Raw genomic sequence first — 25,569 nt, 5'->3', positions numbered from 1 at the left:
TAATAGGCGACCAATATTATTTCGGCGCAAAACCACACATTGGCACCGACGATAAATCGAGTTTGGTGCATAGTGTGGAAGTCACGGCGGCCAATGTCGCGGACGTTACGCAGATCGACAAACTACTGCACGGCGAAGAGAACGTGGTGTGTGCCGATGGTGGTTACACTGCGGTCAAGAAGCGGCCTGGGCATGACGGTCGCCCGTTGCGGCACCTACTAGAAACATGGCAAGCGCAGCGCCTTGTACACAGCGATCTGCAAGATGAGAAAGCCAAGGCGCAGGTACGGGCGAAGGTCGAGCATCCGTTCAGAGTTATCAAGCGCCAGTTCGGGTATGTGATGATGCGCTTCCGTGGCCTGGCCAAGAGTACGGCGCAGTTGGTGACGCTGTTCGCCCTGTCGAACCTATGGAGGGCGCGTTGGCATTTGCGGACGAACACAGGAGAGGTGAGCCTGTAATGCGGAAAATGGCGGCCGCGCGGTGTTCGCGGCGGCCGAAAACATAGAAATGAGCAGTTGATTTGATAATTTTGATCAATTCTTCGCTTTGAAAAAATCGACGGGACTGGAGTCCGCTAGTAATTCGTGACTACTTCAGACCTTCCCTAAGAAGTTCGTACAAAGCCTAAATACATATTGCTGCAAGAATCTGTCTTCAGATGACCACTTCAATGCCCGTGGCTCCTGCCCACATGCGAATGCTCCGCCTCTGGCGCCGTTACCGCGCCATTGACCTCAAGATGCTGCAGGATCGAGCACTGGACCTCCTTGGGATGGCAGTGCTGACGCAGTTCCAGCAGTTGCGCCTGCAGTGCCTGCAGCCCATCGATGCGCGCCTTGACGTGCTGGATGTGCTCGTCGATCAACGCATTGACGCTTTCGCACTGGTCATCCGGGCTGTCGCGCAGGCGCAGCAGGCTGCGGATTTCTTCCAGGGTCATGTCGAGGGTGCGGCAGTTGCGGATGAAGGTCAGGCGCTCGACGTGGGCCTGGGTGTACATCCGGTAGTTGCCTTCGCTGCGCGCCGGCTCCGGCAGCAGGTTTTCCCGCTCGTAGTAACGGATGGTTTCCACCGCGCAATCGGTGGCTTTGGCCAGTTCTCCGATCTTCATCTGCAAATACCTCGACAAGTGGCTTGACCCTATAGTGGCTACAGGGTGTTCACTTGGCAACAGGACATTTAAGGATGAACCCATGAATCAGCCTGTCAGCCACACCCCCGGTAAAGCTCCTCACGATCATGACCACAGCCATGATCACGCCAGGCATGAACATGCCGAGCACGCCCACAGCTGCTGTTCCCACGACGCCGCACCAGCGCTGGTGCAACTGAGCGAGGCGAGCAGCGCCGGTGCGCGCCTGAGCCGCTTTCGCATCGAGGCCATGGATTGCCCGACCGAACAGACCCTGATCCAGAACAAACTGGGCAAGCTGGCCGGGGTCGAGCAGCTGGAATTCAACCTGATCAACCGCATCCTCGGCGTGCGCCACACCCATGCCGACACTGTCGCCATCGAGCAGGCGGTCGCCTCGTTGGGTATGCAGGCCGACCCGTTGAGCGAGGCCAGCGAAGAAGCTACCGCTGCGCCTGCGCCGGTGAAAAAGCACTGGTGGCCGCTGGCGTTGGCCGGTGTGGCGGCGCTGGGCGCCGAAGCAATCCACTTTGCCGAGCTGGCGCCGTCCTGGGTAGTGGCCCTGGTCGCCCTGGTGTCGATCCTCAGTTGCGGTCTGGGCACCTACAAAAAGGGCTGGATCGCCCTGAAGAACGGCAACCTCAATATCAACGCACTGATGAGCATCGCCGTGACCGGCGCGGTGCTGATCGGCCAGTGGCCGGAAGCGGCCATGGTCATGTTCCTCTTCACCGTCGCCGAGCTTATCGAAGCGCGCTCGCTTGACCGCGCGCGCAACGCCATCGGCGGTCTGATGCAGTTGAGCCCGGACCTTGCCACCGTGCAGCAAGCCGATGGCCAGTGGCGTGAGCTGGACGTCAAGCAGGTCGCCCTCGGTGATCTGGTGCGCGTGCGTCCCGGCGAACGCATCGGCCTGGACGGCGAGGTGGTCAGCGGCCAGTCGAGTATCGACCAGGCACCGATCACCGGCGAGAGCCTGCCGGTAGAGAAGGGCCCCGGTGACAAGGTGTTCGCCGGCACCATCAACCAGGCCGGGGCGTTGGAGTACCGGGTGACGGCGGCGGCCGGGCAATCGACCCTGGCGCGGATCATCAAGGCCGTGGAAGAAGCCCAGGGCGCGCGGGCGCCGACCCAGCGCTTCGTCGACCAGTTCTCGCGCATCTACACCCCGGCGGTGTTTGCCTTCGCCCTGGCGGTGGCGGTGATTCCGCCGCTGTTCATGGCTGGCGCCTGGTTCGACTGGATCTACCGCGCGCTGGTGTTGCTGGTGGTGGCCTGCCCCTGTGCCTTGGTGATTTCCACCCCGGTGACCATCGTCAGCGGCCTGGCCGCGGCGGCGCGCAAAGGCATCCTGGTCAAGGGCGGGGTGTACCTGGAGGGCGGGCGCAAACTCGACTTCCTGGCCCTGGACAAAACCGGCACCATCACCCATGGCAAGCCGGTGCAAACCGACCATGAAGTGCTCGAACCGTTGTTCGAAGGCCGCGCCCAGGCGCTGGCGGCAAGCCTTGCCGATCGTTCCGACCACCCGGTATCCCGTGCCATTGCCGTGTTTGCCAATGAGCAGCGGTTGCCCCTGAGTGAAGTAACGGCCTTTGAAGCGCTGGCAGGTCGCGGTGTGCGTGGCGAGATCGACGGTGAGCTGTATCACCTCGGTAACCATCGCCTGGTCGAGGAGCTGGGCCTGTGCTCGGCACAGCTCGAAGCCCGGCTCGATACCCTGGAGCGGCAGGGCAAGACCGTTGTACTGCTGCTCGACAAGTCCGGCCCGCTGGCGCTGTTCGCCGTCGCCGACACGGTCAAGGACAGCAGCCGCGAGGCAATTGCCGAGCTGCATGAGCTGGGTATCAAGACTGTCATGCTGACCGGCGACAATCCGCACACGGCCCAGGCGATTGCCGCCCAGGTCGGGATCGACCAGGCCCATGGCAACCTGCTGCCGGCCGACAAGCTCAAGACCATCGAGGACCTGTACGCCCAGGGCCATCGGGTCGGCATGGTCGGCGACGGCATCAACGATGCGCCGGCACTGGCCCGCGCCGAGATCGGCTTTGCCATGGCCGCGGCCGGTACCGACACCGCCATCGAGACCGCCGACGTGGCATTGATGGATGATGACTTGCGCAAAATCCCGGCCTTCGTCAGGCTCTCGCGCCAGAGTGCGGCGATCCTGACTCAGAACATTGTTCTGGCGCTGGGGATCAAGGCGATCTTCCTGGCAGTCACCTTCGCCGGCATGGCAACCATGTGGATGGCGGTGTTTGCCGACATGGGCGTGAGTTTGCTGGTGGTCTTCAACGGCCTGCGCCTGCTGCGTAAATAGAGGATCTATGTTGAGTTCCGAGTTGAAAGCCTTCTACATGGTTGCCCGCCTGGGCAGCATTACCCTGGCGGCGAAGAAACTCGGGCTCAGCCAACCGACGGTAACCACGCAGATCCGCAACCTCGAAAGCCAGTACGCGGTGGAGCTGTTCTACCGTGGCGGTCGCCGCCTGACCCTCAGTGACGACGGCACGCGGCTGCTGCCGATGGTCAAGGCGCTGCTGCAGCAGGAAGCCGATATCGAGTTCTTCCTGCGCAACAGTGGCCAGGGTCAGGGCAGTTTGCGTATCGCTGCCACGGCGCCGTACTACATCCTCGACCTGGTGAAGATCTTCCGCGAGCGCTTGCCGCAGGTGGAGGTGTCGGTGGAGATCGGCAACTCCCAGCAGGTGCTGGAATTGCTTGAGGACTACCGGGTCGATCTGGCCGCCTCATCGCAACTGGTCGAGGATGCACGGCTGGTGCGGCGGGTGCTGGGTACCGATCCGCTGGTGGTGGCGGTGCATCGCAACCATGTGCTGGCCAGCCGCGAATCGCTGCCGCTGTCGGCGCTGGCCGGGCATTGCCTGCTGGTACGAGAGCAGGGTTCGACCACGCGCAAGCTGACCGAGCAGATGCTCGAAGCTGCGGGGGTGAAGGTTGGCTCGCTGCTGGAGATTGGCAGCCGCGAATCGATTCGCGAGGCGGTGCTGCGCAATATCGGCATCAGCATCATTGCCCGCCATGAAGTGCCGCATAACCCCGAGCTGCGGGTGCTGAGCCTGGAGGGCGCGCCGCTGATGCATGAGTATCTGTATTGCTTGAAGGAGCGGCGCCAGGCGCGGTTGCCGGCGGCGTTTCTGGGGTTGGCTCAGGAAGTGGCGGCGGTCGAGGTGTAGGAGCGGGATTTGCATCACACCAAAATCTGCCTATACCACTATCGGCAACTTTTGCCTCTGCGCCACAGAACCTTCGCATTGCCCGCCTAGCATGGCCCTCATTCGTTCGATGAGGTCCTGCCATGAACACTCCGGTCGCAAACCCTGGCGCACAGATGAAAGTGCGCGGTATCCACAAGCGCTTCGGCGCCTTTACCGCCCTGCACGATGTTTCCCTCGACGTCGCCGCTGGTGAGCTGGTGTGCCTGCTGGGCCCCTCCGGCTGTGGCAAGACCACCCTGCTGCGCTGCATCGCCGGCCTCGAGCGCCAGGATCGCGGCACCCTGTACATCGGCGACCGTGATATCTCCGAGCTACCGCCCCAGGCCCGCGACTACGGCATTCTGTTCCAGTCCTATGCGCTGTTCCCCAACCTGACCGTCGAAGCCAACATCGCTTATGGCCTGGCCGGCAGCGGTCGTGACGAAGTGCGTCAGCGGGTGGCGCAGATGCTTGAGCTGGTGGGCCTGAGCGGCAGCGAGAAGAAGTACCCCGGCCAGCTTTCCGGGGGCCAGCAACAGCGCGTGGCCCTGGCCCGAGCCCTGGCCCCGGCACCGTCGTTGCTGCTGCTCGACGAGCCGATGTCGGCCCTCGACGCCCGGGTGCGCGAACACCTGTGCAGCGAATTGCGCCAGCTGCAACGCCAGCTCGGCATCACCACCCTGATGGTCACCCACAACCAGGACGAGGCCATGTTGATGGCCGACCGTATCGCGGTGATGAACAACGGCCAGGTCGAGCAGTACGCCACCCCGCAGGAAATCTACGACAAGCCGGCCACGCCGTTCGTTGCCGAGTTCGTTGGCCAGGGTAACTGGCTGCCGTTCCAGCGCCACAGCGACAGCCATGCCCGGGTCGGTGCGCTGAACATGCGCCTGGCCGATGGCGCCAGCCAGGCCCGCAGCGGTCGGCTGTTCTGCCGCCCGGAAGCGATCAGCGTCAACCCGCCGGTGCATGAAGAGAACCTGTTCCCGGCGCGGGTGCGCGAGATCACCTTCCTCGGCAATCGCTGCCGCATGAGTTTCGAATTCAACGAACTGCCAGGCCATGCCCTGCTTGCCGAAGTCGCCCCCGAGTCGATGCCGCGCCTGGGCTCGCAGGACATCTGGGTCGCCTTGCCGCCGCGCAGCCTGCAGGTGTTTGCCTGAGATGGCCGCGCCAATCGCCATGCCGATCGCGCACGCGAAGGCAAGCCAGCGCGCTGGCGTTTCGCTGGGTGATCGACTGTTCGTGGTCGGCGGCAAGTGGTTGCTGCTGCTCTTGCTTACCGTCGCGGTATTGATGCCGCTGCTGGCGATCTTCTGGCGCGGTTTCAGCAGCGATGCCGGCCAGGGCGGCGGCCTGGTCGCTGCTCGCGAACTGTTTGCCAGCGCCAACTTTCACTGGCTGCTGGGCAATAGCCTGAAGGTCTCGCTCAGCGTTGCGGCCATTGTGGTGCCGCTGGCCTACCTGTTCGCCTACGCTCTGCAGCGTACACTGATTCCGGCCAAGGGCCTGTGGCGCGGCATTTCGCTGCTGCCATTGCTGGCGCCGTCGATGCTCCCGGCTATTGCCCTGGTCTATCTGTTCGGCAACCAGGGGCTGCTGCGCGGGCTGCTCAGCGACAATATCTACGGCTTCTGGGGCATTGTCCTCGGCGAGGCGATCTACACCTTCCCGCATGCGCTGATGATCCTGCTGTCGGCGCTGTCGCTGGCCGATGCGCGCTTGTTCGACGCCGCCTCGAGCATGGGCGCCGGGCCATGGCGGGCGTTTCACAGCATCACTTGGCCGGCCACCCGGCAGGCGGTGTTCGCCGCCTTCTGCCTGGTGTTCACCCTGACCATCACCGACTTCGGTGTGCCGGTGGTAGTCGGTGGCGACTATCAAGTGCTGGCGCTGGAAGCCTACAAGGCCGTGGTCGGCCAGCAGCAGTTCGGCCGTGGCGCCTTGATCGGCATGGTCCTGCTGGTGCCGGCACTGCTCAGCTTTGCCGTCGATGCCTGGCTGCGCCGCCGTCAGGGCGATTCGATGAGCGGCCGGGCGCAGGTGTTCCAGCCACAGCCGTCGCGGCGTCGCGATGCCTGCTTCATGGCCGTGGTCATCCTGATTTGCGCGGTGCTGTTGCTGGTGGTGGGCATGGCGGTGTACTCATCGCTGGTCAAGTTCTGGCCTTACAACCTGTCGCTGTCGCTCAAGCATTATCAGTTCGACGAAACCGCCGGTGGCGGCTGGCTGGCCTACCGCAACAGCCTGACCATGGCCCTGGGCACGGCGCTGATCGGTAGCGCGGTGATTTTCACCGGCGCCTACCTGATGGAAAAAACCAAGGGCCAGCGCAGCTTGAACCTGCTGCTGCGCCTGCTCAGCTTCGTGCCGATGGCGGTGCCGGGCCTGGTGCTGGGCCTTGGCTACGTGTTCTTCTTCAACCTCAGCAGCAACCCGCTGCATGTGTTCTACGGCAGCATGGCGCTGCTGGTGGTGTGCACCATTGCTCACTACCTGACCACCGCCAACATGACCGCGACCACTGCCCTGCGCCAGCTCGATGGCGAGTTCGAGGCTGCCGCGCTGTCGCTCAAGGCACCGCTGTACCGGCACTTCATGCGGGTCACGGTGCCGATCTGCCTGCCGGCATTGCTCGACATCATTCGCTACCTGTTCGTCTCGGCGATGACCACGGTGTCGGCGGCGATCTTCCTCTACAGCCCCGACACCATCCTTGCCGCGGTCGCCGTGCTGAACATGGATGATGCCGGCAACGTCGGCGGCGCCGCAGCGATGTCGACCCTGATCCTGATTACCAGCGCCACCGTTTCGCTGCTCCTGGCCTGGGCCTCGCGCGGCCTGTTGCAACGCTCCCAAGCCTGGCGCCAGCGCGCGCCGGGTCACTGATTGCCTCTCCCAACCTGTACTGTTCAAAGGAACCGCATCATGTTCAAGCCACTTGCTCTTGCCGCTGCCGTCCTCACTGCATTCAGCGTGCAGGCCTTTGCCGCCGATACCCAACTGACGGTGTACACCGCGCTCGAAGCCGAACAGCTCAAGAGTTACAAGCAGGCCTTCGAAAAGGCCAACCCGGACATCGAAATCAAGTGGGTGCGTGATTCCACCGGCATCATCACTGCCAAGCTGCTGGCCGAAAAAGACCGCCCGCACGCCGATGCCGTGTGGGGCCTGGCGGCATCGAGCCTGGCAATCCTCGACCAGCAGGGCATGCTGCAAAGCTATGCACCGAAAGACCTCGGCAAGATCGGCGCCAACTACCGCGATGCCGCCAATCCGCCGGCCTGGGTGGGCATGGACGTCTGGGCCGCGACCATCTGCTTCAACACCGTCGAGGCCGAGAAGCAGGGCCTGAGCAAGCCGCTGAGCTGGCAGGACCTGACCAAGCCTGAGTACAAGGGCAAGATCGTCATGCCTAACCCGGCGTCTTCCGGCACCGGTTTCCTCGATGTCAGCGCCTGGTTGCAGACCTTCGGCGAGAAGCAGGGCTGGGCGTACATGGACGGCCTGCACCAGAACATCGGCCAGTATGTTCACTCTGGCTCCAAGCCGTGCAAGCTGGCTGCTGCTGGCGAATTCCCGATCGGCATCTCGTTCGAATACCCGGCCGTGCAGCTCAAGCGCCAGGGTGCGCCGCTGGACATCGTCCTGCCGAAGGAAGGCCTGGGCTGGGAGATCGAAGCCACCGCGGTGATCAAGGGCAGCCAGCATGAAGACGCGGCCAAGCGCCTGGCCGACTTCTCGGCGAGCCCGGCGGCCATGGAGCTGTACAAGGAAAACTTCGCCGTCCTGGCCCAGCCGGGCATCGCCAAGCCGCAGACCGAACTGCCGGCCGACTACGAACAGCGCCTGATCAAGAACGACTTCGCCTGGGCTTCGAAGAACCGCGACAACATCCTCGCCGAATGGCGCAAGCGCTATGACGGCAAGTCGGAGAAGGTCGCGCAGCAGTAACACTGCGTTGACTTCATCGCTGGCAAGCCAGCTCCCACAGGATTGGTGTATGCAGTACCTGTGGGAGCTGGCTTGCCAGCGATGGGGCGACGAATTCTTCAAGGAACCTCAGATGACCGATCTACTCATCGTCGGCGCCGGCATCCTCGGCCTGTCCCATGCCTACGCCGCTGCCCGGCGCGGGCTCAAGGTGCGGGTCTTCGAACGCAGCGCCACTCCCCTGGGCGCCTCGGTGCGCAACTTCGGCCAGGCCCTGGTAACCGGCCAGCCACCCGGCCAGATGCTCGAACTGGCCAAGGCCAGCAGTGGTATCTGGAAGCACTGGGCGCAGCAGGCCGGCTTCGAGCTCAAGGCCAATGGCTCGCTGCTGTTTGCCCGCACTGCGCTGGAGCTGGAACTGCTCGAAGCCTTCTGTGCCGAGCGCGCGCCACAACATGATTACCAGGTGGAACTGCTCAGCGGCGCCGCCTTGAACGACCTGTACGGCGGCCAGTTTCGCCACCACCGCGCCGCCTTGCGTGGCTTGCAAGACCAGCAGTTGTATTCCCGCGAAGCGCTGCCGAGCCTGATCCGCTTCCTGCAGCAGGAACTGGATGTAGCGTTTCACTTTTCAACCTTGGTACGTGCTATCGAACCTGGTCGCGTATCGACCACGGCGGGGGACTTCAGCGCCAGACAGATTGTGGTCTGCTCCGGCCACGACTACCAGACCCTGCTCGCCGAACCCATCGCCGCCCTGCAACCGCAGGTTTGCCGTCTGCAGATGCTGCGCGCCCGGCCGCGCTTCAAACTCGACCTGCAGCACGCCTTGCTGACTGGCCTGAGCTGTGTGCACTACGGCGCCTTCGCCGACCTGCCGCAGGCCCAGGCGCTGAAAGCGCAACTGCAGGCCAACAGCCCGCACCTGCTGGAGCATGGCATCCACCTGCTGATCAGCCCGACGCCCCATGGCGAGCTGATCATCGGCGACTCCCATGCCTATGGCAGCGATGCTTCACCGTTCAACGCCGAGCAGGTCGACAACTGGATGATCGAGCTGGCCGAGCAGACCCTGGGCGGGCGCATCGAGGTGGTCGAACGCTGGCAGGGCGTCTATGGTTCTGGCGGGCCGGGGCCGTTTTCCTTGCTGCAGGTGGCGCCGGGTATCAGCGCTGCGCTGATGCACAGCGGTGTCGGCATGAGCGTCGGCCCGGCCCTGGCCGAGCAACATATCGCCCGTTTGCTGGAGGAGAGTGACTGATCATGGTTAGTGCCGAACAGATTGTCAGCGAGGTCTTCGCCTTGTATCAGCAGCATGGCAATGAGGACTACATTGGCGAGCCGGTTTCGCAGCTCGAGCATATGTCCCAGGCGGCGCAGCTGGCGTTGGCCGAGGGCTATGACGACGAGGTGGTACTGGCGGCGTTCTTCCATGACATCGGCCATATCTGTGGCAGCGCCGAAGGCGACATGGGCGGCTATGGCGTGGTCAGCCATGAGCGTGTTGGCGCCAACTACCTGCGCCGCTGCGGCTTCAGCGAGCGTTTGGCCAGGCTGGTGGAGTACCACGTCGAGGCCAAGCGCTACCTGACCTTGCGCCAGCCGGGTTATTACCAGCGCCTGAGTGAGGCCAGCCGGCGCACCCTGGAGTACCAGGGCGGGGTGATGAGCGAGGCCGAGGCCGATGCCTTCGAGCAAGACCCACTGTGTGCGGTGAGCCTGCGCATGCGCCAGTGGGATGAGCTGGCCAAGGAGATGGATGTGCCGGTGATTGACCTGCAACTGCTCAAGGGCAAGGCGCTAAAGCTCCTGCACTAGCGCATCTATCTGCTCCTGGCGCTCGGCCTGATTCACTTTCGCCCCGGGATTGAGCGACGACCACTGCGGATGCGCCCGGGCCTTGCCCAGCGCTTGCGGCAGCTTGCCTTCGCGCCAGGTCTGCTCTTGTGGCGCCGCCAGCTTGATTCGCTCCAGCGCCGCATGGCCACGGGCATCCAGGGCGTGAATCAGCTGATGCTGACGCAACGCCAGCAGGCGCAACACACTGTCGTCCACCGTCAACTCGCGCTGGCCCTTGAGTTTGCCGAGCAGGCGCGAGCCGTAGCTGCGGGCAGTCTGTAGCGCGCCGCCGGCTATCGCCCCGGCCAGCGCCGCGGCACCGAGGGTCAGGCCGCCGACCAGCAAATCGACCCCGGCCCCGGCCGCCGCACCGGCTGCCACGCCACTGCCCAGGCGTACACCGAGCAGCTTGAGGGTTTCCGGGTTGAACAGGTCATCGCCCCAGCGCCCGTCGAGCAAAGGCAGGTCGCTGCTGGCGGCGTCTTCCTTGCGAAACGCATAGAGCTTGAGCAGCGCTTCGACGCAGCGTTGCTCGCGCTGGCGCACATCGCGGCGCAGGGCTTCGATGGCCACGGCTTCGGCGCCAGGCTCGGCGACCACACTGCGCCGGCAAGCAGCGCAGTCGAGCAGCAGGTCGGCGACCAGGCGCTTGGCGCTTTCACGCCGGGCCTGGCGCTGGGCCTGCTGATCGTCGATCAGGCGTTGCAGCGCTGGTCGTGAGTGCTCCAGCATCAACGCCAGGCTTTCGTACAGGCGGCGCTCGCCGTCTTCTGGCGGGGCGACGCTGTCGAAGCGCACCAGCGCATGCAGCCCCAGGCGCGCCAAGGCTTCGCGCCAGTCAGCTTCGCGATGGTCGCTACTGGCGACGAAGTTGAGCACCGGTAGCAACGGCCTGCCGCAGCCGGCCAGCACTTGCAGTTCGTCGCGGTACTTGGCCAGCACCGGCTCGCGGGCATCGATCACATACAGGCCGGCATCGCTGGCCAGCAGCTGGCGCAGCACCTTGGCTTCCTGCTCGAAACGCTGGCGCGCCTCGCTACCCTGCAGAAAGCGCTCCAGCCGTGCCGGGCCATCGAGGCGTTCGCCCGGCCGTTCCAGGCGCTCAAGGTAGTCGAGCAGGGCGATGGCGTCTTCCAGCCCCGGGGTGTCGTAGAGTTCGAGCAACGGCTCGCCGTCCACCGACAGGCGTGCGCCCTCGACATGACGGGTGGTGCTCGGCCGATGCGAGACCTCGCCGAAGCCGACATCGCGGGTCAGGGTGCGCAGCAGCGAGGTCTTGCCAACGTTGGTGTGGCCGACCACGGCCAGTTTCAGCGGCTTAGTCATGGCCATGCTCCAGCCAGTTCAGCGGGGCGCTGTCGGCGTAGCTCAAACCCAGCTGTTCTAGGGCCTGATGCCAGTCGCCCAGGCGTTCAGCGTCCAGTGCCTGACCGGGCATTGCCTGCAGCAGCCAGATGCGCGTGGCCCCGGCATTGCGCGCAAGCTCGGCGAGCAGCGCCAGGCTGCCACGGTCGGGCGAGCGGCGCGGGTCGCAGGCAATCGCCAGGCGCGCTGGCGGAAAACGGCTGAGCTGTTCCAGCAGTTTGTTGCGCGACTCGCGGCTATCGAGGATACCGGCGTTGCTCACCGTTGCCGGCAGGGTAGGTGGCCACGGGCGTTTGTCGTCCAGCTCCAGGCCGACCAGCAGGGCGCCTTCGCTGTGTTCTTCACCAACGCCACGCACGATCTGCGGCAAGGCATCAGGCGCGGCGTCGTTGACGCCCAGGCGTTCGCTGCTGGGCATCAGCACATCGCGCAGCTGGCTGTAGCCGGGCAGCTTGAGGTCCAGTTGCAGGCGTGCCCGGCCACTGCGCCAGCGCCACAGGCACAGGGCGGCAAGCAGCAGGCGCGGAACGATGCCGTATACCAGCAGCACGCCGAGCAGCCAGCCGGCCCAGGCCTGGCGGGCCAGCTCAAGTGCCGGTTGCGTGTCGCCGCTGGCGCGGATCATGGCCACGTCCGGCACGCTGAAGCCGAGTAATGCGGGCAGGGCGCCAAGGGCCTGGGTCAGGGCGACGAAGGTGTCGGCGCCGAGAATGGTAGTTTCCCAGACGAAGCCGTAACGTCGGGTGGCCAGCAGCATCAGCAGCATCAACAGCGCAGTGCTCAAGGCCAGCAGCCACAGGCTGTGCACCAACAGGCCGAGCAGCCAGCGATTGAGTTTTTGTCGCTGCAGCATCACCAGCAGGGCGGGGGCCAGGTGTGCGGCCTGGGCATCGCGGGCGAATTTTTCGCTCAGCCACAGCCACAGGCGACCAAGGCTGGCGCCCTGTTCACCGGCCAGAAAAAAGCCCAGCAGCCAGCCCAGCAACAGCAGCAGGTTCAACCCGAGCAGGCTGCCCAGGGCCCAGAACACGTTGACCGGGCGCAGGCTGTCGCCGAGGGCGGCCAGGGCCAGGCCGGCGCCGCTGAGCACGGCCAGTACCACCAGGGCTGCCAGCGCCAGGCGAGCGCCTTGTTTCCAGTGTTGCAGGGCGCTGCGCATGCCGTCGCGTTCGGCCAGCCACAGGGCGCGGCTTTCGATGCGCGCCGGCAGGTCGCCGCCTGCCTGGCGGGCGCGGCGGTTGGCTTCCTGGTCTTCCAAGGGGCCTGCATGTTCTTCGCGCAGGCGCACGGCTTCGGTGAGCCAGCGTTTGTCCAGGTCAGTCAGTGCAGTCACACGGTCTTCCATTGATCAAGTCAGCCCAAAGCATAACCCAGGCATCGAAGATCGGGCTTTGCTATCCTCGCCGGCATGAAAACATCACTCCCCCTCAGCCTGATCGCGGCCCTCGCCGAGAACCGCGTGATCGGCATCGACAACAGCATGCCCTGGCACTTGCCGGGGGATTTCAAGTATTTCAAGGCCACCACCCTGGGCAAGCCGATCATCATGGGGCGCAAGACCTGGGATTCGCTGGGTCGCCCACTGCCGGGGCGCCTGAACCTGGTGGTCAGCCGCCAGCCGGGCTTGCAGCTCGAAGGTGCCGAAGTGTTCGCCTCGCTGGAGGCTGCCATTGAGCGTGCCGAGCAGTGGGCACTGGCGCAGGGCGTCGACGAGCTGATGCTGATCGGCGGCGCGCAGCTGTATACCCAGGCCATCGAGCGCGGCCTGGCGGATCGCCTGTACCTGACCCGGGTTGAGCTCAGCCCGCAAGGGGATGCGTGGTTTCCTGAGTTTGATCCGGCGCAGTGGAAGTTGGCGTCGAGCCAGGCCAATGCGGCTGAAGGTGACAAGCCGGCGTATCACTTCGAGGTCTGGGAAAAGGCCTGAAAAACATCGCCGGCAAGGCCCTTCAGGGCGGCGCAGGACTCAGGAGTGCGTCAGCTGCGCATGTTCCTGCGCATCCAGCACCGACTTGTCGGTCTGTTTGAGCATCTGGCTGGTAATCGCCCCGGCCGTCATCGAACCGTTGACGTTCAACGCCGTGCGGCCCATGTCGATCAGCGGCTCGACCGAGATCAGCAAGGCCACCAGCTCAACCGGCAAGCCCATGGCCGGCAATACGATCAGCGCCGCGAACGTCGCACCGCCGCCGACACCGGCAACACCGGCCGAGCTCAGGGTGACGATCGCCACCAGGGTGGCAATCCACAGCGGGTCAAACGGGTCGATGCCCACCGCTGGCGCCACCATCACCGCCAACATTGCCGGGTACAGGCCGGCACAGCCGTTCTGGCCAATGGTTGCGCCAAATGACGCGGCAAAGCTTGCGATCGACTGCGGAATACCCAGGCGCAGGGTTTGCGCCTCGATGCTCAGCGGGATGCTGGCGGCGCTGGAGCGGCTGGTGAAGGCGAAGGTCAGTACCGGCCAGACCTTGCGCAAGAAGCGCAGCGGGTTGACGCCGCTCATCGCCAGCAGCACGCCGTGTACCACGAACATCAGGCCCAGGCCGATGTACGAGACCACCACGAAGCTGCCGAGCTTGAGGATGTCGTCGAGGTTCGAGCTGGCCACTACCTTGGTCATCAACGCCAGCACGCCGTAGGGGGTGAGCTTCATCACCAGGCGCACCAGGCGCATCACCCAGGCTTGCAGGGTGTCGATGGCGGCCAGGGCGCGGTTGCCCTTCTCGGCGTCATCCTTGAGCAACTGCAGGGCGGCCATGCCGAGGAACACGGCAAAGATCACCACGCTGATGATCGAGGTCGGCTTGGCCCGGGCCAGGTCGCCTACCGGGTTGCTGGGGATGAACGAGAGCAGCAATTGCGGGATGTTCAGGTCGGTGACCTTGCCCACGTAGTCGCTCTGGATCGCCGCCATGCGCGCGGTTTCGGCGGTACCGGCCACCAGGCCTTCGGCGGTCAGGCCAAACAGGTTGGTCAGCACGATGCCGATCAGCGCGGCGATGGCCGTGGTGAACAGCAGCGTGCCGATGGTCAGGAAGCTGATCTTGCCCAGCGACGAAGCATTGTGCAGGCGCGCCACGGCACTGAGGATCGAGGCGAAGATCAGCGGCATGACGATCATCTGCAGCAACTGCACGTAGCCGTTGCCGACCAGGTCGAGCCAACTGATGGTGGCCTTGAGGACCGGGTTGCCGGCGCCGTAAATGGCATGCAGGGCAGCGCCAAACAGCACGCCGAGGACCAGGCCGACCAGCACTTTCTTGGCCAGGCTCCAGTTGCCATGACGGGTTTGCGCCAGGCCTAGCAGCAAGGCCAGGAACGCCAGCAGATTGAGAGACAACGGCAGATTCATTGAAGCTCCAGGAAAAAAGGCGGGGCATCGCCTCTGTGTGCGATTGCGAACAGAAATGCTAACAGCATGAAAACCAACGAATTTATATCGAAATGGAATTTCGATAGTCGTTTTTGGAATAACGCCAGGTCGCAAACAGAATGCTCGTGGCCGCTCAGGGGCGTGTCGGTGTCGCTGTCGGGTCGGTGCGCATTGCAGGCTTTGCTAGCGTGGGCGGGCCACTTTTCTGGAGAAATGCACATGACGTCTGCTCCGAAAATCCTCGCCGCCGGCCTCGCCCTGCTGCTCGCCGGGCACAGCTGGGCCACCGAGCTCAAGCACTGGCCGGCCGAGGCTGCCAAGCAACTGGACAGTATGATCGCGGCCAATGCCAACAAGGGCAACTACGCGGTCTTCGACATGGACAACACCAGCTACCGCTTCGACCTCGAAGAATCGCTGCTGCCGTTCATGGAAAACAAGGGCCTGCTCAGCCGCGACAAACTCGACCCGTCGCTCAAGCTCATCCCCTTCAAAGACACCGCCGAGCACAAGGAGAGCCTGTTCAGCTACTACTATCGGCTCTGCGAAATCGACGACATGGTCTGCTACCCCTGGGTCGCCCAGGTGTTTTCCGGTTTCACCCTCAAGGAGCTCAAGGGCTATGTCGACGAGCTGATGGCCTCGGGCAAGCCGGTGCCGAGCAGCTATTACGAGGGTGATCAGGTCAAGCCCATTGAGGTGCAACCGCCGAAAGTGTTCGCCGGCCAGGCCGAGCTGTTCAACAAGCTGATGGAGAACGGCATTGAGGTCTACGTGATCAGCGCCGCCTCCGAAGAGCTGGTGCGCATGGTCGCTGCCGACCCCAAGTACGGCTACAACGTCAAACCGCAGAACGTGATCGGCGTCAGTCTGCTGCTCAAGGACCGCAACAGCGGCGCCCTGACCACCGCGCGCAAGCAGATCAGCGCCGGCAGCTATGACCCGCAGGCCAACATGGGCCTTGAGCTGACCCCGTATCTGTGGACCCCGGCCACCTGGATGGCCGGCAAGCAGGCGGCCATCCTTACCTATATCGACGAATGGAAGAAGCCGGTGCTGGTCGGTGGCGATACTCCGACCAGTGACGGCTATATGCAGTTTCATAGCGTCGACGTGGCCAAGGGCGGCATCCACCTGTGGATAAACCGTAAGGCCAAGTACATGGACCAGCTCAACGGCATGATCGCCAAGCATGCCGCGGCGCAGGCCAAGGAAGGCTTGCCGGTGACGGCGGACAAGAACTGGGTGATCGTTACGCCGGAGCAGATTCAGTAAGCAAAATAGATATCAATTGCGAATTCATCTCATCTTCTGCTAGCGTGCGCGCACCTTGAGGTCCATCGCCAGGAAGTACCGTGTCTTCGTGGAATACGCAGATTGCCCGCCTGTTTGCCGAGCACAAGAAAGCGCTGGAAGCCTTTGTTGCGCGCCGCACGGGCAATTCGCAGGTGGCAGCCGACCTGACCCAGGAGTCTTTCCTGCGCCTGGCGCGGCTGCCTGCCGACAAGAAGATCGACAACCTGCCGGCCTTTCTTTTCACCATTGCCAGCAACCTGATCCGTGACCACCAGCGCCAGGCCATCCGCCGCGAGCGCCTGGACGGCGGTGAGCCCAGCGACGAGCTGGCCTGCGAAACGCCCGGGGCCGACGAGCAACTCTCGGCGCTGCAGGAACAAGCGCTGATGCACGAGGCCATTCAGGCCCTGCCCGAGGCGACCCGGCATATCTTCCTGCTTTATCATGTCGACGAATGTTCCTACCGGGAAATTGGCGAGCGGCTGCAGATCTCCCCGCGTAGTGTCGAATACCAATTGCGCCGTGCGCTGATCGACTGCCGGGCCTTTATCAAGGCGCGCTTGCTCAGTGGCACGCCGGGGCCGCGTCCATGAACCGGCCATTTGCAGTGACGGATACCCCGATGACCGACCCTCACGCCACGGATGCCGACGACCTGTTCGCCGAAGCCAGTGGCTGGTACTACCGCCTGCAGGCCGACGACGTCACGCCCGCAGAGCGTGAGGCCTTCAGCGCCTGGCTGGGCCAGGGCCCGGAACAGGCCCAGGCCTGGGACGAGGTGCTTGGCCTGCTCGGGGCCCTGCGTGAGCCGGCACGGCAACTGCGTCAGGCCCAGCGCGCGCGTTGGCGCCGACCGCGGCGGCAGCTCTGGGCGAGTGCCGCGGCGGTATTGCTGATGGTCGCTTTACTGGTGAATAGCCCCTGGCCGGACCGCTGGCGTGCCGACTACGCCACCGCCACTGGCGAGTCGCGCAGCATTGCCTTGGCGGACGGTTCGCAGCTGCAGCTCAACACCGACACGGCCGTGCAGGTCGAGCTGGCAGGTGGCGAGCGGCGGGTGCGGCTGCTGCGTGGCGAGGCGTGGTTCGAGGTCAGCCATGACCCGGCGCGGCCGTTCGTGATTCGTTCCGGCGATGGCTGGGTGAAGGTGGTGGGCACGCGTTTCAGCGTCGCCCGGGAAGGTGACCAGACCCGAGTGCGGGTTGCCCAGGGCAAGGTCCAGGTCGGTGCCGACAGCCATCAGTCGGTGTTGCTGGAGCCTGGTCGCGCCGTCGAGTATCGCGGCACACAACTGGGTTCGGCACATGCTTTCGATGTGGCCGCCGAGTTCGCCTGGCGCCAACGCCAGCTGGTGTTCCGCGAGCAGCCGCTGGTCGAAGTGGTCGATGCTCTCAACCGCTACTGGCCGGGGCAGACCCTGGTGCTGGGCGAGGGCCTGCGCCAGCGCAAGGTCTCGGGGGTGTTCGAGATCGACAAGCCCGAGGCGGTGCTCAAGGCCCTGACCCACACCCTGGGCCTGCGCGCCGAGCATTACACCCCGTATCTGCGGGTGTTGCGTGAGGGCTGAAAACTTTCTTACGAAAATTTCAGGGTTTCCCCAGTAGCTGACGTCCTTGATCTCGTAGGCGCAAATAATAAGCACTCTCAGACAGTGCGGCGCTATTCAACGACTTCGACGATTCTGGGGAGCTTCACTGATGGAACATACCACCGCCACCCGGCGCCTGCCCGGCGTGCCCACCCTGCTGAGCCTGGCCATTGCCCTGGGCTGCGGCACACTGGCAACGCCGATACTGGCCGCGCCTGCCGCACAAGCGCAGGTGTATCGCTTCGAGATTCCGGCGCAATCGCTGGATGCAGCGCTGGCGGCTTTCAGTGCGGTTACCCGGGTGCAGGTGCTGGTCGGCGCCGAGGTCACTCAGGGCTTGCGCTCCCCGGGCATCAGCGGCAGTTATCCACAGGACCAGGCGTTGGCCCGCCTGCTGGCTGGCACCGGCCTGAGCGCCAGCTACATCGATCGCGACAGCGTGACCCTGGAAAAACGCCAGGGTGAAGAGGCGGCGCTGCAGTTGGGCGCGACCATGGTCGGCGGCAAGGTGCTTGGGGCTACTACCGAAGGCAGCCAGTCCTACACCACCGGTGCGTTGACCATCGGCAAGGGCGAACAGAAGCTCAAGGACATTCCACAGTCGGTGTCGGTGGTCACCCGCCAGCGCCTGGACGACCAGAACATGAACAGCCTGCAGGACGCCATGCGTCAGGTGACCGGGGCGACGATCAAAAGCTACAACTCCGGCTCCAGCCTCAACGACGTATATATGCGCGGCTTCCTGGTCGATCAGGTGCAGGTCGATGGTGTTTCGCAAATGACTGGCCAGGGCGACCTGATGACCAGCTTCGACCTGGCGATGTTCGACCGCGTCGAAGTGCTGCGCGGGCCTTCCGGCCTGTACCAGGGCGCGGGTGAACCTGGTGGCACCATCAACCTGGTGCGCAAGCGCGCCCTCGGCCAGTTCGCCCTGAGCGGCGAGCTGTCGGCAGGCTCCTACGATCATTACCACTCGACCGTCGACATCACCGGCCCGCTCAACAGCGACGGCAGCCTGCGCGGGCGCTTCGTCACCGCCTACGAAGACAACAAGTCCTTCGTCGACTACGCCCAGAACGAGCGGCCAATGGTTTACGGCCGGCTGGAATACGACGTGACCCCGGACACCACCCTGTCGCTGGGCGGCGCCTATCAGAAAAACCATTCGACCCCGGCGTTCGGCCTGCCGGCGTACGCCAATGGCAAGCTGCTGGACGTCAAGCGCTCGACCTTTGTCGATGCCAAATGGAACGAACTGGACGAGCACGTCTGGGAAAGCTTCTTCGAAGTCGATCATGCCCTGGACAACGGCGGCCAATTCAAGACCTCGCTGACTTACCGCGACGCCGAGACCCCGACCCGCAACTTCACCTGGAGCGACGGTGCGGTCGACCCGGCCACCGGCGCCAGCTCGGCCGTGGCCTATTCCTACTACACGCACATCAAGACCCTGGGCCTGGACAGCTTCGTGACCTTGCCGGTGGAAGCCTTTGGCCGTACCCACGAGCTGACGGTGGGCGCCGAATACCAGCACCTGGACAAGGACTTCACCTACGGCGGCGGAGAATACTTCGACACCAACGTGTTCGACCCGGGCAGCATCAATATCCCTAAGCAGAAGTACCAAATGGACAACGGCAACTGGTCGAAATCGCACCAGTACGGCCTCTACGCCCGCACCAAGATCAGCGCCACCGACTGGCTGGACGTGATCCTCGGCAGCCGGGTGACCTGGTTCGAAAGCGAAGCGCACAACGCCAACGCCTTCTTCAACAACTTCAACAGCACCGAGTCGAGCATCAACCGCAAGGTCATCCCCTATGGCGCGCTGGTGGCCAAACTGACCCCGGAACTGTCGGCCTATGCCAGCTACACCAGCGTGTTCAAACCGCAGACCGATGTGAATGCCGGCGGCCAGACCATCGCCCCGCGCAAAGGCAAGCAGTACGAAATCGGCCTCAAGCGCGAGTTTTATGAGGGGCGCTTGAATGGCAGCGTGGCGCTGTTTCGCATCTACGACGAAAACCGCGCCGAGCTGGTCGCCAACAACCAGTACTACGAGCCGCAAGGCAAGATCCGTAGCCAGGGTTGGGAAACCGAGCTGAGCGGCAACCTCACCGACAACTGGAGCATCAGCACCGGTTATGCCTTCACCATGCTCAAGTCGCTGAGCGGCGAAGACACCAACCAGGGCACCACCATCACCCCCAAGCACAACTTCAACCTGTGGACGCGCTACGAATTCGCCGATGGCCCGTTGAAGGACTTCAGTGTCGGTGGCGGGCTACGGGCGGTGAGCGCCACCTACTACAAGCGTGACGTCGACTTCGTCCAGGGCGGCTACAGCATTGCCACGGCCCAGGTAGGGTACAAAATCAACCAGAACCTGTCGGCAACGCTGACGGCCAACAACCTGTTCGATCGTACCTACTATGAGCGGGTGGACAGTTCGTGGGGGTCGAACTTTTATGGCGAGCCGCGCAATCTGACGTTCACTGTACGGGCCAAGTACTGAGTTGAGGCCATCGCGGGGCAAGCCCGCTCCCACACCTGTAGGAGCGGGCTTGCCCCGCGATGCTTTTCTGCTTACAGCCCGTCCAGCAGTGCCTTGTTGCGTACCGCGCCCTTGTCGGCGCTGGTCGCCAGCAGGGCGTAGGCCTTGAGCGCCGTGGTCACTTTGCGTGGCCGCGCTTCGACCGGCTTCCAGCCTTTCTTGTCTTGCTCGATACGGCGCGCCGCCAGCTCTTCATCGCTGACCAGCAGGTTGATCGAGCGGTTGGGGATGTCGATCAGCACCTTGTCGCCGTCCTGCACCAGGCCGATAGCGCCGCCGGCTGCGGCTTCTGGCGAAGCGTGGCCGATCGACAGGCCCGAGGTGCCGCCAGAGAAACGGCCGTCGGTGAGCAGGGCGCAGGCTTTGCCCAGGCCCTTGGACTTGAGGTACGAGGTCGGGTAGAGCATCTCTTGCATGCCCGGGCCGCCTTTCGGGCCTTCGTAGCGGATGATGACGATGTCACCGGCCTTCACTTCGTCAGCAAGGATGCCGCGCACGGCGCTGTCCTGGCTTTCGAAGATCTTGGCGTTGCCTTCGAAGACGTGGATCGACTCGTCGACGCCGGCGGTTTTCACCACGCAGCCGTCCAAGGCGATGTTGCCGTACAGCACCGCCAGGCCGCCTTCTTGCGAGTAGGCGTGCTCGACGCTGCGGATGCAGCCGTTTTCACGGTCGTCGTCCAGGCTCGGCCAGCGGGTCGACTGGCTGAACGCGGTCTGGGTCGGAATACCGGCCGGGCCCGCCTTGAAGAAGTGGTGCACCGCTTCGTCGCTGGTCTGGGTGATGTCCCACTTGGCGATGGCTTCTTCCATGCTCGGGCTGTGCACGGTCGGCAGGTCGGTGTGCAGCAGGCCGCCACGGGCCAGCGAGCCGAGGATGCTGAAGATGCCGCCGGCGCGGTGGACGTCTTCCATGTGGTACTTCTGGATGTTCGGCGCCACTTTGCACAGCTGCGGCACTTTGCGCGACAGGCGATCGATGTCGCGCAGGTCGAAAGCGATCTCGGCTTCCTGGGCGGCGGCCAGCAGGTGCAGGATGGTGTTGGTCGAACCGCCCATGGCGATGTCGAGCATCATGGCGTTCTCGAACGCCTTGAAGTTGGCGATGTTGCGCGGCAGTACGCTCTGGTCGTTGTCGCCGTAGTAGCGCTTGCACAGCTCGACGATGGTGCGCCCGGCCTGCAGGAACAGCTGTTCGCGGTCGCTGTGGGTGGCCAGGGTCGAACCGTTGCCCGGCAGAGCCAAGCCCAGGGCTTCGGTCAGGCAGTTCATCGAGTTGGCGGTGAACATGCCGGAGCACGAACCGCAGGTCGGGCAGGCGCTGCGCTCGTACTCGGCGACTTTTTCATCGCTGGCAGTGGAGTCGGCGGCAATGACCATGGCATCGACCAGGTCCAGGCCGTGGCTGGCCAGTTTGGTCTTGCCGGCTTCCATCGGCCCGCCAGAAACGAAGATCACCGGGATGTTCAGGCGCAGGGCGGCCATCAGCATGCCGGGGGTGATCTTGTCGCAGTTGGAGATGCAGACAATGGCGTCGGCGCAGTGGGCGTTGACCATGTACTCGACCGAGTCGGCGATGATCTCGCGGCTTGGCAGCGAATAGAGCATGCCGTCATGGCCCATGGCGATGCCGTCGTCGACCGCGATGGTGTTGAATTCCTTGGCCACGCCACCGGCGCGTTCGATCTCGCGAGCCACCAGCTGGCCGAGGTCCTTCAGGTGCACGTGGCCCGGGACGAACTGGGTGAACGAGTTGGCGATGGCAATGATCGGTTTCTTGAAGTCTTCGTCCTTCATCCCGGTGGCACGCCAGAGGGCGCGGGCGCCGGCCATATTGCGGCCGTGGGTGGACGTTTTCGAGCGGTAATCAGGCATGAAGCACTCCTGGCGGCTAATCAGGTAACAAAAAGGGGAGTGAGCTTCTCTTGTCCTTTGCACCGAAGGCAGGTGGCCGCTGGTACGGATGAAGCCGAGATCGCCGCGGGATCGCCGTGCGCTCGGCCAGAGCTCATAAACCCGCCGGGGATGACTGGCGATGAATAGCCCGATTCTACACCGCTGCGGCCTTGAGGGAATGGCGTTGTGATAATTGGCCGTTGGCGCAGCCCGCAAGGTAAAGGCCTTGGCGTCGGCTGCCAGGCTTTGGGTAGACTTGCGCGCTTCGCACCCCACTGGCCAAAAGGATTTGCAATGCCTGCGATAAGTCGATCTTTACTGTTCTACCTGGCCATTGGCCTGCTGCAAGGCCTGGTGTTCCTCTTCGCCAGGCACATCCAGATTGATATCGCCGGGCTGCCATTTGGCCTGTGCGCCGCCGTGCTGGTGGCCGGGGTCAACCTGCAACTGCTCGGCAGTGCGGTGTTGCAACGCGGTACCGCCTGGCTGGTCCTGGGCCTGACGCTGCTGATCGGCTTTATCAGCAGTTGGACCTTCAGCCAGGACACGCTGGGCTGGGTCTGGCAGAGCTCATGGCTGGCCGCGGTTGTGGTGACCTACATCGGCACCGCCTTCATCCTCAGCTGGCCGACCCGCGAAGGGCTGCGGCCGCGTTATGAAGACCTGTTCCGGCATGCCTGGAACAACATCTTCATCGTCCTCCTGGCGCTGCTGTTCACTCTGTTGTTCTGGCTGCTGCTGTGGCTGTGCGGGCGCTTGTTCCTGATGCTCGGCATCCCCCAGGTCGAAGATGTGCTGACCTCGGCGCCAGTGGTGCGTATCGGTCTGGCTGTGGTGTTCTCCCTGGGGATGCGCATGGGCCTGGAGAACGAAAAGGTCATCGGCCTGTTGCGCGGTGTGCTGCTGACCCTGTGCCGTGTGTTGCTGCCACTGAGCGCACTGATCGCCTTGCTGTTCAGCCTGATGCTGCCGTTTACCGGGTTGCAGCCGATCTGGAACACCGGCTACTCGACCACCATCCTGCTGTTGCTGGTGGCCATCAACCTGTTTTTGGTCAACGGCGTGTTCCAGGATGGCCATCAGGCCAATCCCTATCCGGGTGTGCTCAAGCGCCTGGTCGAGGCCTGCTTGCTGTGCTTGCCGGTGCTGGTGGCGTTGGCGGGCTATTCAAGCTGGTTGCGGGTGAATCAGTACGGCCTGACGCCTGAGCGTATTCTCGCCCTGTTGCTGATTGGTGTGATGCAGGTGCACAGCCTTGCTGCGCTGTGGGCGGTGTTCGCCTCGGGCAAGGGCTGGCTCAATAGCCTGCGGGTCAGTAACCCGTGGATTGCCCTGCTCAGCGCGGTGCTGGTGGTGCTGTTCTATACCCCGCTGCTGAACCCTTTGCAGCTCAGTGCCAACAACCAGGTCGAGCGCTTGCTTAGCGGGCGCACCGCGATCCAGGAATTCGATGCCAGAACCTTGTATCACGGCCTGGGCAAGCCGGGACGTGAGGCGTTCACGGCGCTGCAAGAGCGGCTCAAGACTGACGAGCTGTTCGACGCTGAAGGGCGCAAGAGGCTGCAGTGGATCATGGAGGAATCCCACGCGCGGTATGGCGAAGACACTCGCGGGCCGAAACTGGAATGGTTGGGCCCCGAGCAGCCTGGCAGCGAGGCGTTCGCCAAGATGGTCATGGCCGAGACTCAATGCACCGGCAGGGGCTGCTTTCTGTGGGGCGTGGACATGGATGGCGACGGGCGCAACGAAGTGTTGATGATCCCGCGGCACACCTACGCATCCAGCGTTTTTCTGTTTGCCCGCGAGGGCAAGGGTGAGTGGCGCGAAGTCGGTAGCCTGCACAGTATTCGCGATAACACCGAGCGCCTGGTTCAGCTGATCCGCCATGGCCAGATGAAACCGGTGATGCCGCGCTACAAGACGCTGACCATTGATGGTGTCGACCTGACCTGGCAGCCCAACCGCTAGCGTCTTGCAGGCGAAAAAAATCCCGGCACCAGGCCGGGATTTTTTATTGCGCCACGCCTTAGCTGTTGGGCAGCAGGCGGCAGGTGATGCTCTTGATGTAGCGGGTTTCCGGGATCGCCGGGTGCACCGGGTGATCCGGGCCCTGGCCGCCGCGCTCGAGCAGCTGGATGTTGCGGTCCAGGTGACGGGCGCTGGTCAGCAGGATGTTCTGCAGGTCGTCTTCAGGCAGGTGCATCGAGCACGATGCGCTGACCAGAATGCCGTCCTTGGTCAGCAGGCGCATGGCTTGCTCGTTCAGGCGGCGGTAGGCGCCTTCGCCGTTTTTCAGGTCTTTCTTGCGCTTGATGAAGGCGGGCGGGTCGGCCACGATCACGTCGAAACGCTCTTCGGAGGCCTTGAGCTCTTTCAGCGCTTCGAACACATCGCCTTCGATGCAGGTCAGCTTCTCGGCAATGCCGTTGAGCCCGGCGTTACGCTCGACGCCGTCCAGGGCAAAGCCCGAGGCATCGACGCAGAACACTTCGCTGGCACCAAAGGCACCGGCCTGCACGCCCCAGCCGCCGATGTAGCTGAACAGGTCGAGCACGCGCTTGCCCTTGACGTACGGCGCCAGGCGCGCGCGGTTCATGCGGTGGTCGTAGAACCAGCCGGTCTTCTGGCCTTCCATGACCGGCGCTTCGAACTTCACGCCGTTCTCTTCCAGGGCCACCCATTCCGGCACCAGGCCGAACACGGTTTCAACGTAACGGCCCAGGCCTTCGGCGTCGCGGGCGGCCGAGTCGTTCTTGAACAGGATGCCGGTGGGCTTGAGCACCTGGACCAGCGCGGCAACCACGTCGTCCTTGTGCTGTTCCATGGTCGCCGAGGCGAGCTGGACCACCAGGATGTCGCCGAAACGATCGACCACCAGGCCCGGCAGCAGGTCGGAATCGCCGTACACCAGGCGGTAGAACGGCTTGTCGAACAGACGCTCGCGCAGCGACAGGGCTACGTTGATGCGGTGCACCAGCAGCGACTTGTCCAGGGCCAGCTTGGCGTCACGTGACAGCAGGCGGGCGCAGATCAGGTTGTTCGGGCTCATGGCGACGACGCCCAGGGCCTTGCCGCCGGCGGTCTCGAGGATCGCCTGGTCACCGGCCTTGAAGCCATGCAGCGGGGTCGCGGCGACGTCGATTTCGTTGCTGTAGACCCACAGGTGGCCGGCGCGCAGGCGGCGGTCGGCATTGGCTTTGAGACGAAGGCTGGGCAGGGACATGACGTCGCTCCGGGAAAAAAGAGCGGGATTATAACCCGATGCCTGACGCCTCGATGGGGAATAGCGACAAATTGCAACAGAGCGATGGCCTTTAGCTTCACCGCTGGCCGGTACGATCAGGTTAGAATCGCCGCTCAG

19 protein-coding genes and 1 pseudogene are annotated in these 25,569 nt (G+C 63.9%); 14 read left to right on the top strand and 6 right to left on the bottom strand.

The features are described 5' to 3' along the window. Window positions 1–5 precede the first annotated feature (5 nt). Window positions 6–461 (top strand): annotated as a pseudogene (locus ACIOVF_RS08445) (transposase); the annotation flags it as partial. A gap of 209 nt (window positions 462–670) precedes the next feature. Here ACIOVF_RS08445 and cadR read toward each other — a convergent pair. Continuing rightward, the gene (gene cadR, locus ACIOVF_RS08440) at window positions 671–1,114 is read right to left on the bottom strand and encodes a Cd(II)/Pb(II)-responsive transcriptional regulator (protein ID WP_038997693.1); all 444 of its coding nucleotides are present in this window, start codon (window positions 1,112–1,114) and stop codon (window positions 671–673) included. 82 nt (window positions 1,115–1,196) lie between these two features. Here cadR and ACIOVF_RS08435 point away from each other — a divergent pair, with 82 nt between their 5' ends. The 7 genes from ACIOVF_RS08435 to ACIOVF_RS08405 all read left to right on the top strand — a co-directional run bounded on the left by ACIOVF_RS08435 (window position 1,197) and on the right by ACIOVF_RS08405 (window position 10,110). After that, the gene (locus ACIOVF_RS08435; RefSeq protein WP_401288762.1) at window positions 1,197–3,458 is read left to right on the top strand and encodes a heavy metal translocating P-type ATPase; all 2,262 of its coding nucleotides are present in this window, start codon (window positions 1,197–1,199) and stop codon (window positions 3,456–3,458) included. Between the two features lie 7 nt (window positions 3,459–3,465). After that, window positions 3,466–4,335: a LysR family transcriptional regulator gene (locus ACIOVF_RS08430; protein ID WP_093377326.1), complete on the top strand. Its 870-nt coding sequence runs from the start codon at window positions 3,466–3,468 to the stop codon at window positions 4,333–4,335. A gap of 122 nt (window positions 4,336–4,457) precedes the next feature. Beyond that, window positions 4,458–5,522 (top strand): putative 2-aminoethylphosphonate ABC transporter ATP-binding protein, encoded by a 1,065-nt coding sequence (locus ACIOVF_RS08425; RefSeq protein ID WP_258608852.1) that lies wholly within the window; start codon window positions 4,458–4,460, stop codon window positions 5,520–5,522. Window position 5,523: 1 nt separating this feature from the next. Next, entirely contained in the window at window positions 5,524–7,248 is a 1,725-nt protein-coding gene (locus ACIOVF_RS08420) for a putative 2-aminoethylphosphonate ABC transporter permease subunit (RefSeq protein WP_258608854.1), read from the top strand. Window positions 7,249–7,287: 39 nt separating this feature from the next. Beyond that, on the top strand, window positions 7,288–8,313 hold the full coding sequence (locus ACIOVF_RS08415) for a putative 2-aminoethylphosphonate ABC transporter substrate-binding protein (RefSeq protein ID WP_401288758.1): 1,026 nt from the start codon (window positions 7,288–7,290) through the stop codon (window positions 8,311–8,313). Window positions 8,314–8,425: 112 nt separating this feature from the next. Then, a complete protein-coding gene (locus ACIOVF_RS08410; RefSeq protein WP_401288755.1) occupies window positions 8,426–9,553 on the top strand; it encodes a TIGR03364 family FAD-dependent oxidoreductase in 1,128 nt (375 codons plus the stop codon). A 2-nt stretch (window positions 9,554–9,555) separates the two neighbouring features. After that, window positions 9,556–10,110: a phosphonate degradation HD-domain oxygenase gene (locus ACIOVF_RS08405; RefSeq protein WP_045201848.1), complete on the top strand. Its 555-nt coding sequence runs from the start codon at window positions 9,556–9,558 to the stop codon at window positions 10,108–10,110. Here ACIOVF_RS08405 and ACIOVF_RS08400 read toward each other — a convergent pair. Both ACIOVF_RS08400 and ACIOVF_RS08395 read right to left on the bottom strand, forming a co-directional pair. Next, a complete protein-coding gene (locus ACIOVF_RS08400; RefSeq protein ID WP_045201852.1) occupies window positions 10,093–11,457 on the bottom strand; it encodes a GTPase/DUF3482 domain-containing protein in 1,365 nt (454 codons plus the stop codon). The two genes, ACIOVF_RS08405 and ACIOVF_RS08400, sit on opposite strands and share 18 nt — an antisense overlap. Continuing rightward, a complete protein-coding gene (locus tag ACIOVF_RS08395) occupies window positions 11,450–12,841 on the bottom strand; it encodes a DUF2868 domain-containing protein (protein WP_045201854.1) in 1,392 nt (463 codons plus the stop codon). Before ACIOVF_RS08395 ends, ACIOVF_RS08400 begins: the two co-directional genes overlap by 8 nt. Window positions 12,842–12,904: 63 nt before the next feature. On the opposite strand from ACIOVF_RS08395, the gene ACIOVF_RS08390 reads away from it, so the two are divergent. After that, entirely contained in the window at window positions 12,905–13,423 is a 519-nt protein-coding gene (locus ACIOVF_RS08390; RefSeq protein ID WP_401288750.1) for a dihydrofolate reductase, read from the top strand. Window positions 13,424–13,462: 39 nt separating this feature from the next. On the opposite strand, the gene ACIOVF_RS08385 is transcribed toward ACIOVF_RS08390, so the two are convergent. Beyond that, entirely contained in the window at window positions 13,463–14,854 is a 1,392-nt protein-coding gene (locus ACIOVF_RS08385; protein WP_258608864.1) for an L-cystine transporter, read from the bottom strand. 240 nt (window positions 14,855–15,094) lie between these two features. On the opposite strand from ACIOVF_RS08385, the gene ACIOVF_RS08380 reads away from it, so the two are divergent. From ACIOVF_RS08380 to ACIOVF_RS08365, 4 genes are all read left to right on the top strand, one after another. Then, window positions 15,095–16,150 (top strand): haloacid dehalogenase-like hydrolase, encoded by a 1,056-nt coding sequence (locus ACIOVF_RS08380; RefSeq protein ID WP_401288746.1) that lies wholly within the window; start codon window positions 15,095–15,097, stop codon window positions 16,148–16,150. A gap of 80 nt (window positions 16,151–16,230) precedes the next feature. Continuing rightward, window positions 16,231–16,764, top strand: coding sequence for an RNA polymerase sigma factor (locus tag ACIOVF_RS08375; protein ID WP_093377285.1), 534 nt, complete (start codon window positions 16,231–16,233; stop codon window positions 16,762–16,764). 29 nt (window positions 16,765–16,793) lie between these two features. After that, window positions 16,794–17,738, top strand: coding sequence for a FecR family protein (locus ACIOVF_RS08370; protein ID WP_045201863.1), 945 nt, complete (start codon window positions 16,794–16,796; stop codon window positions 17,736–17,738). A gap of 130 nt (window positions 17,739–17,868) precedes the next feature. Continuing rightward, a complete protein-coding gene (locus tag ACIOVF_RS08365) occupies window positions 17,869–20,274 on the top strand; it encodes a TonB-dependent siderophore receptor (protein ID WP_401288742.1) in 2,406 nt (801 codons plus the stop codon). Between the two features lie 71 nt (window positions 20,275–20,345). On the opposite strand, the gene ilvD is transcribed toward ACIOVF_RS08365, so the two are convergent. Next, window positions 20,346–22,187 (bottom strand): dihydroxy-acid dehydratase, encoded by a 1,842-nt coding sequence (gene ilvD, locus ACIOVF_RS08360; RefSeq protein WP_045201867.1) that lies wholly within the window; start codon window positions 22,185–22,187, stop codon window positions 20,346–20,348. Window positions 22,188–22,502: 315 nt separating this feature from the next. Here ilvD and ACIOVF_RS08355 point away from each other — a divergent pair, with 315 nt between their 5' ends. Then, window positions 22,503–24,176: a DUF4153 domain-containing protein gene (locus ACIOVF_RS08355; protein WP_045201869.1), complete on the top strand. Its 1,674-nt coding sequence runs from the start codon at window positions 22,503–22,505 to the stop codon at window positions 24,174–24,176. Between the two features lie 58 nt (window positions 24,177–24,234). On the opposite strand, the gene ACIOVF_RS08350 is transcribed toward ACIOVF_RS08355, so the two are convergent. Continuing rightward, window positions 24,235–25,431 carry a class I SAM-dependent rRNA methyltransferase gene (locus ACIOVF_RS08350; RefSeq protein WP_010222172.1) on the bottom strand — a complete coding sequence of 399 codons (1,197 nt, stop codon included), beginning with the start codon at window positions 25,429–25,431 and terminating at the stop codon, window positions 24,235–24,237. Window positions 25,432–25,569 lie beyond the last annotated feature (138 nt).

Source organism: Pseudomonas sp. NPDC087612, from assembly GCF_044743505.1.
Classification (GTDB): Bacteria; Pseudomonadota; Gammaproteobacteria; order Pseudomonadales; family Pseudomonadaceae; genus Aquipseudomonas.
This window is presented reverse-complemented; position numbering and strand designations above follow the sequence as displayed.

What these genes read in the sequence shown, in the direction of transcription:
- ACIOVF_RS08410 (WP_401288755.1), top strand. Translation starts at nt 8,426, where the DNA reads ATGACCGATCTACTCATCGTCGGCGCCGGCATCCTCGGCCTGTCCCAT.
- cadR (WP_038997693.1), bottom strand. Translation starts at nt 1,114, where the DNA reads ATGAAGATCGGAGAACTGGCCAAAGCCACCGATTGCGCGGTGGAAACC.
- ACIOVF_RS08405 (WP_045201848.1), top strand. Translation starts at nt 9,556, where the DNA reads ATGGTTAGTGCCGAACAGATTGTCAGCGAGGTCTTCGCCTTGTATCAG.
- ACIOVF_RS08395 (WP_045201854.1), bottom strand. Translation starts at nt 12,841, where the DNA reads ATGGAAGACCGTGTGACTGCACTGACTGACCTGGACAAACGCTGGCTC.
- ACIOVF_RS08355 (WP_045201869.1), top strand. Translation starts at nt 22,503, where the DNA reads ATGCCTGCGATAAGTCGATCTTTACTGTTCTACCTGGCCATTGGCCTG.
- ACIOVF_RS08400 (WP_045201852.1), bottom strand. Translation starts at nt 11,457, where the DNA reads ATGACTAAGCCGCTGAAACTGGCCGTGGTCGGCCACACCAACGTTGGC.
- ACIOVF_RS08380 (WP_401288746.1), top strand. Translation starts at nt 15,095, where the DNA reads ATGACGTCTGCTCCGAAAATCCTCGCCGCCGGCCTCGCCCTGCTGCTC.
- ACIOVF_RS08350 (WP_010222172.1), bottom strand. Translation starts at nt 25,431, where the DNA reads ATGTCCCTGCCCAGCCTTCGTCTCAAAGCCAATGCCGACCGCCGCCTG.
- ACIOVF_RS08435 (WP_401288762.1), top strand. Translation starts at nt 1,197, where the DNA reads ATGAATCAGCCTGTCAGCCACACCCCCGGTAAAGCTCCTCACGATCAT.
- ACIOVF_RS08385 (WP_258608864.1), bottom strand. Translation starts at nt 14,854, where the DNA reads ATGAATCTGCCGTTGTCTCTCAATCTGCTGGCGTTCCTGGCCTTGCTG.
- ACIOVF_RS08390 (WP_401288750.1), top strand. Translation starts at nt 12,905, where the DNA reads ATGAAAACATCACTCCCCCTCAGCCTGATCGCGGCCCTCGCCGAGAAC.
- ACIOVF_RS08365 (WP_401288742.1), top strand. Translation starts at nt 17,869, where the DNA reads ATGGAACATACCACCGCCACCCGGCGCCTGCCCGGCGTGCCCACCCTG.
- ACIOVF_RS08370 (WP_045201863.1), top strand. Translation starts at nt 16,794, where the DNA reads ATGACCGACCCTCACGCCACGGATGCCGACGACCTGTTCGCCGAAGCC.
- ilvD (WP_045201867.1), bottom strand. Translation starts at nt 22,187, where the DNA reads ATGCCTGATTACCGCTCGAAAACGTCCACCCACGGCCGCAATATGGCC.
- ACIOVF_RS08425 (WP_258608852.1), top strand. Translation starts at nt 4,458, where the DNA reads ATGAACACTCCGGTCGCAAACCCTGGCGCACAGATGAAAGTGCGCGGT.
- ACIOVF_RS08415 (WP_401288758.1), top strand. Translation starts at nt 7,288, where the DNA reads ATGTTCAAGCCACTTGCTCTTGCCGCTGCCGTCCTCACTGCATTCAGC.
- ACIOVF_RS08430 (WP_093377326.1), top strand. Translation starts at nt 3,466, where the DNA reads ATGTTGAGTTCCGAGTTGAAAGCCTTCTACATGGTTGCCCGCCTGGGC.
- ACIOVF_RS08420 (WP_258608854.1), top strand. Translation starts at nt 5,524, where the DNA reads ATGGCCGCGCCAATCGCCATGCCGATCGCGCACGCGAAGGCAAGCCAG.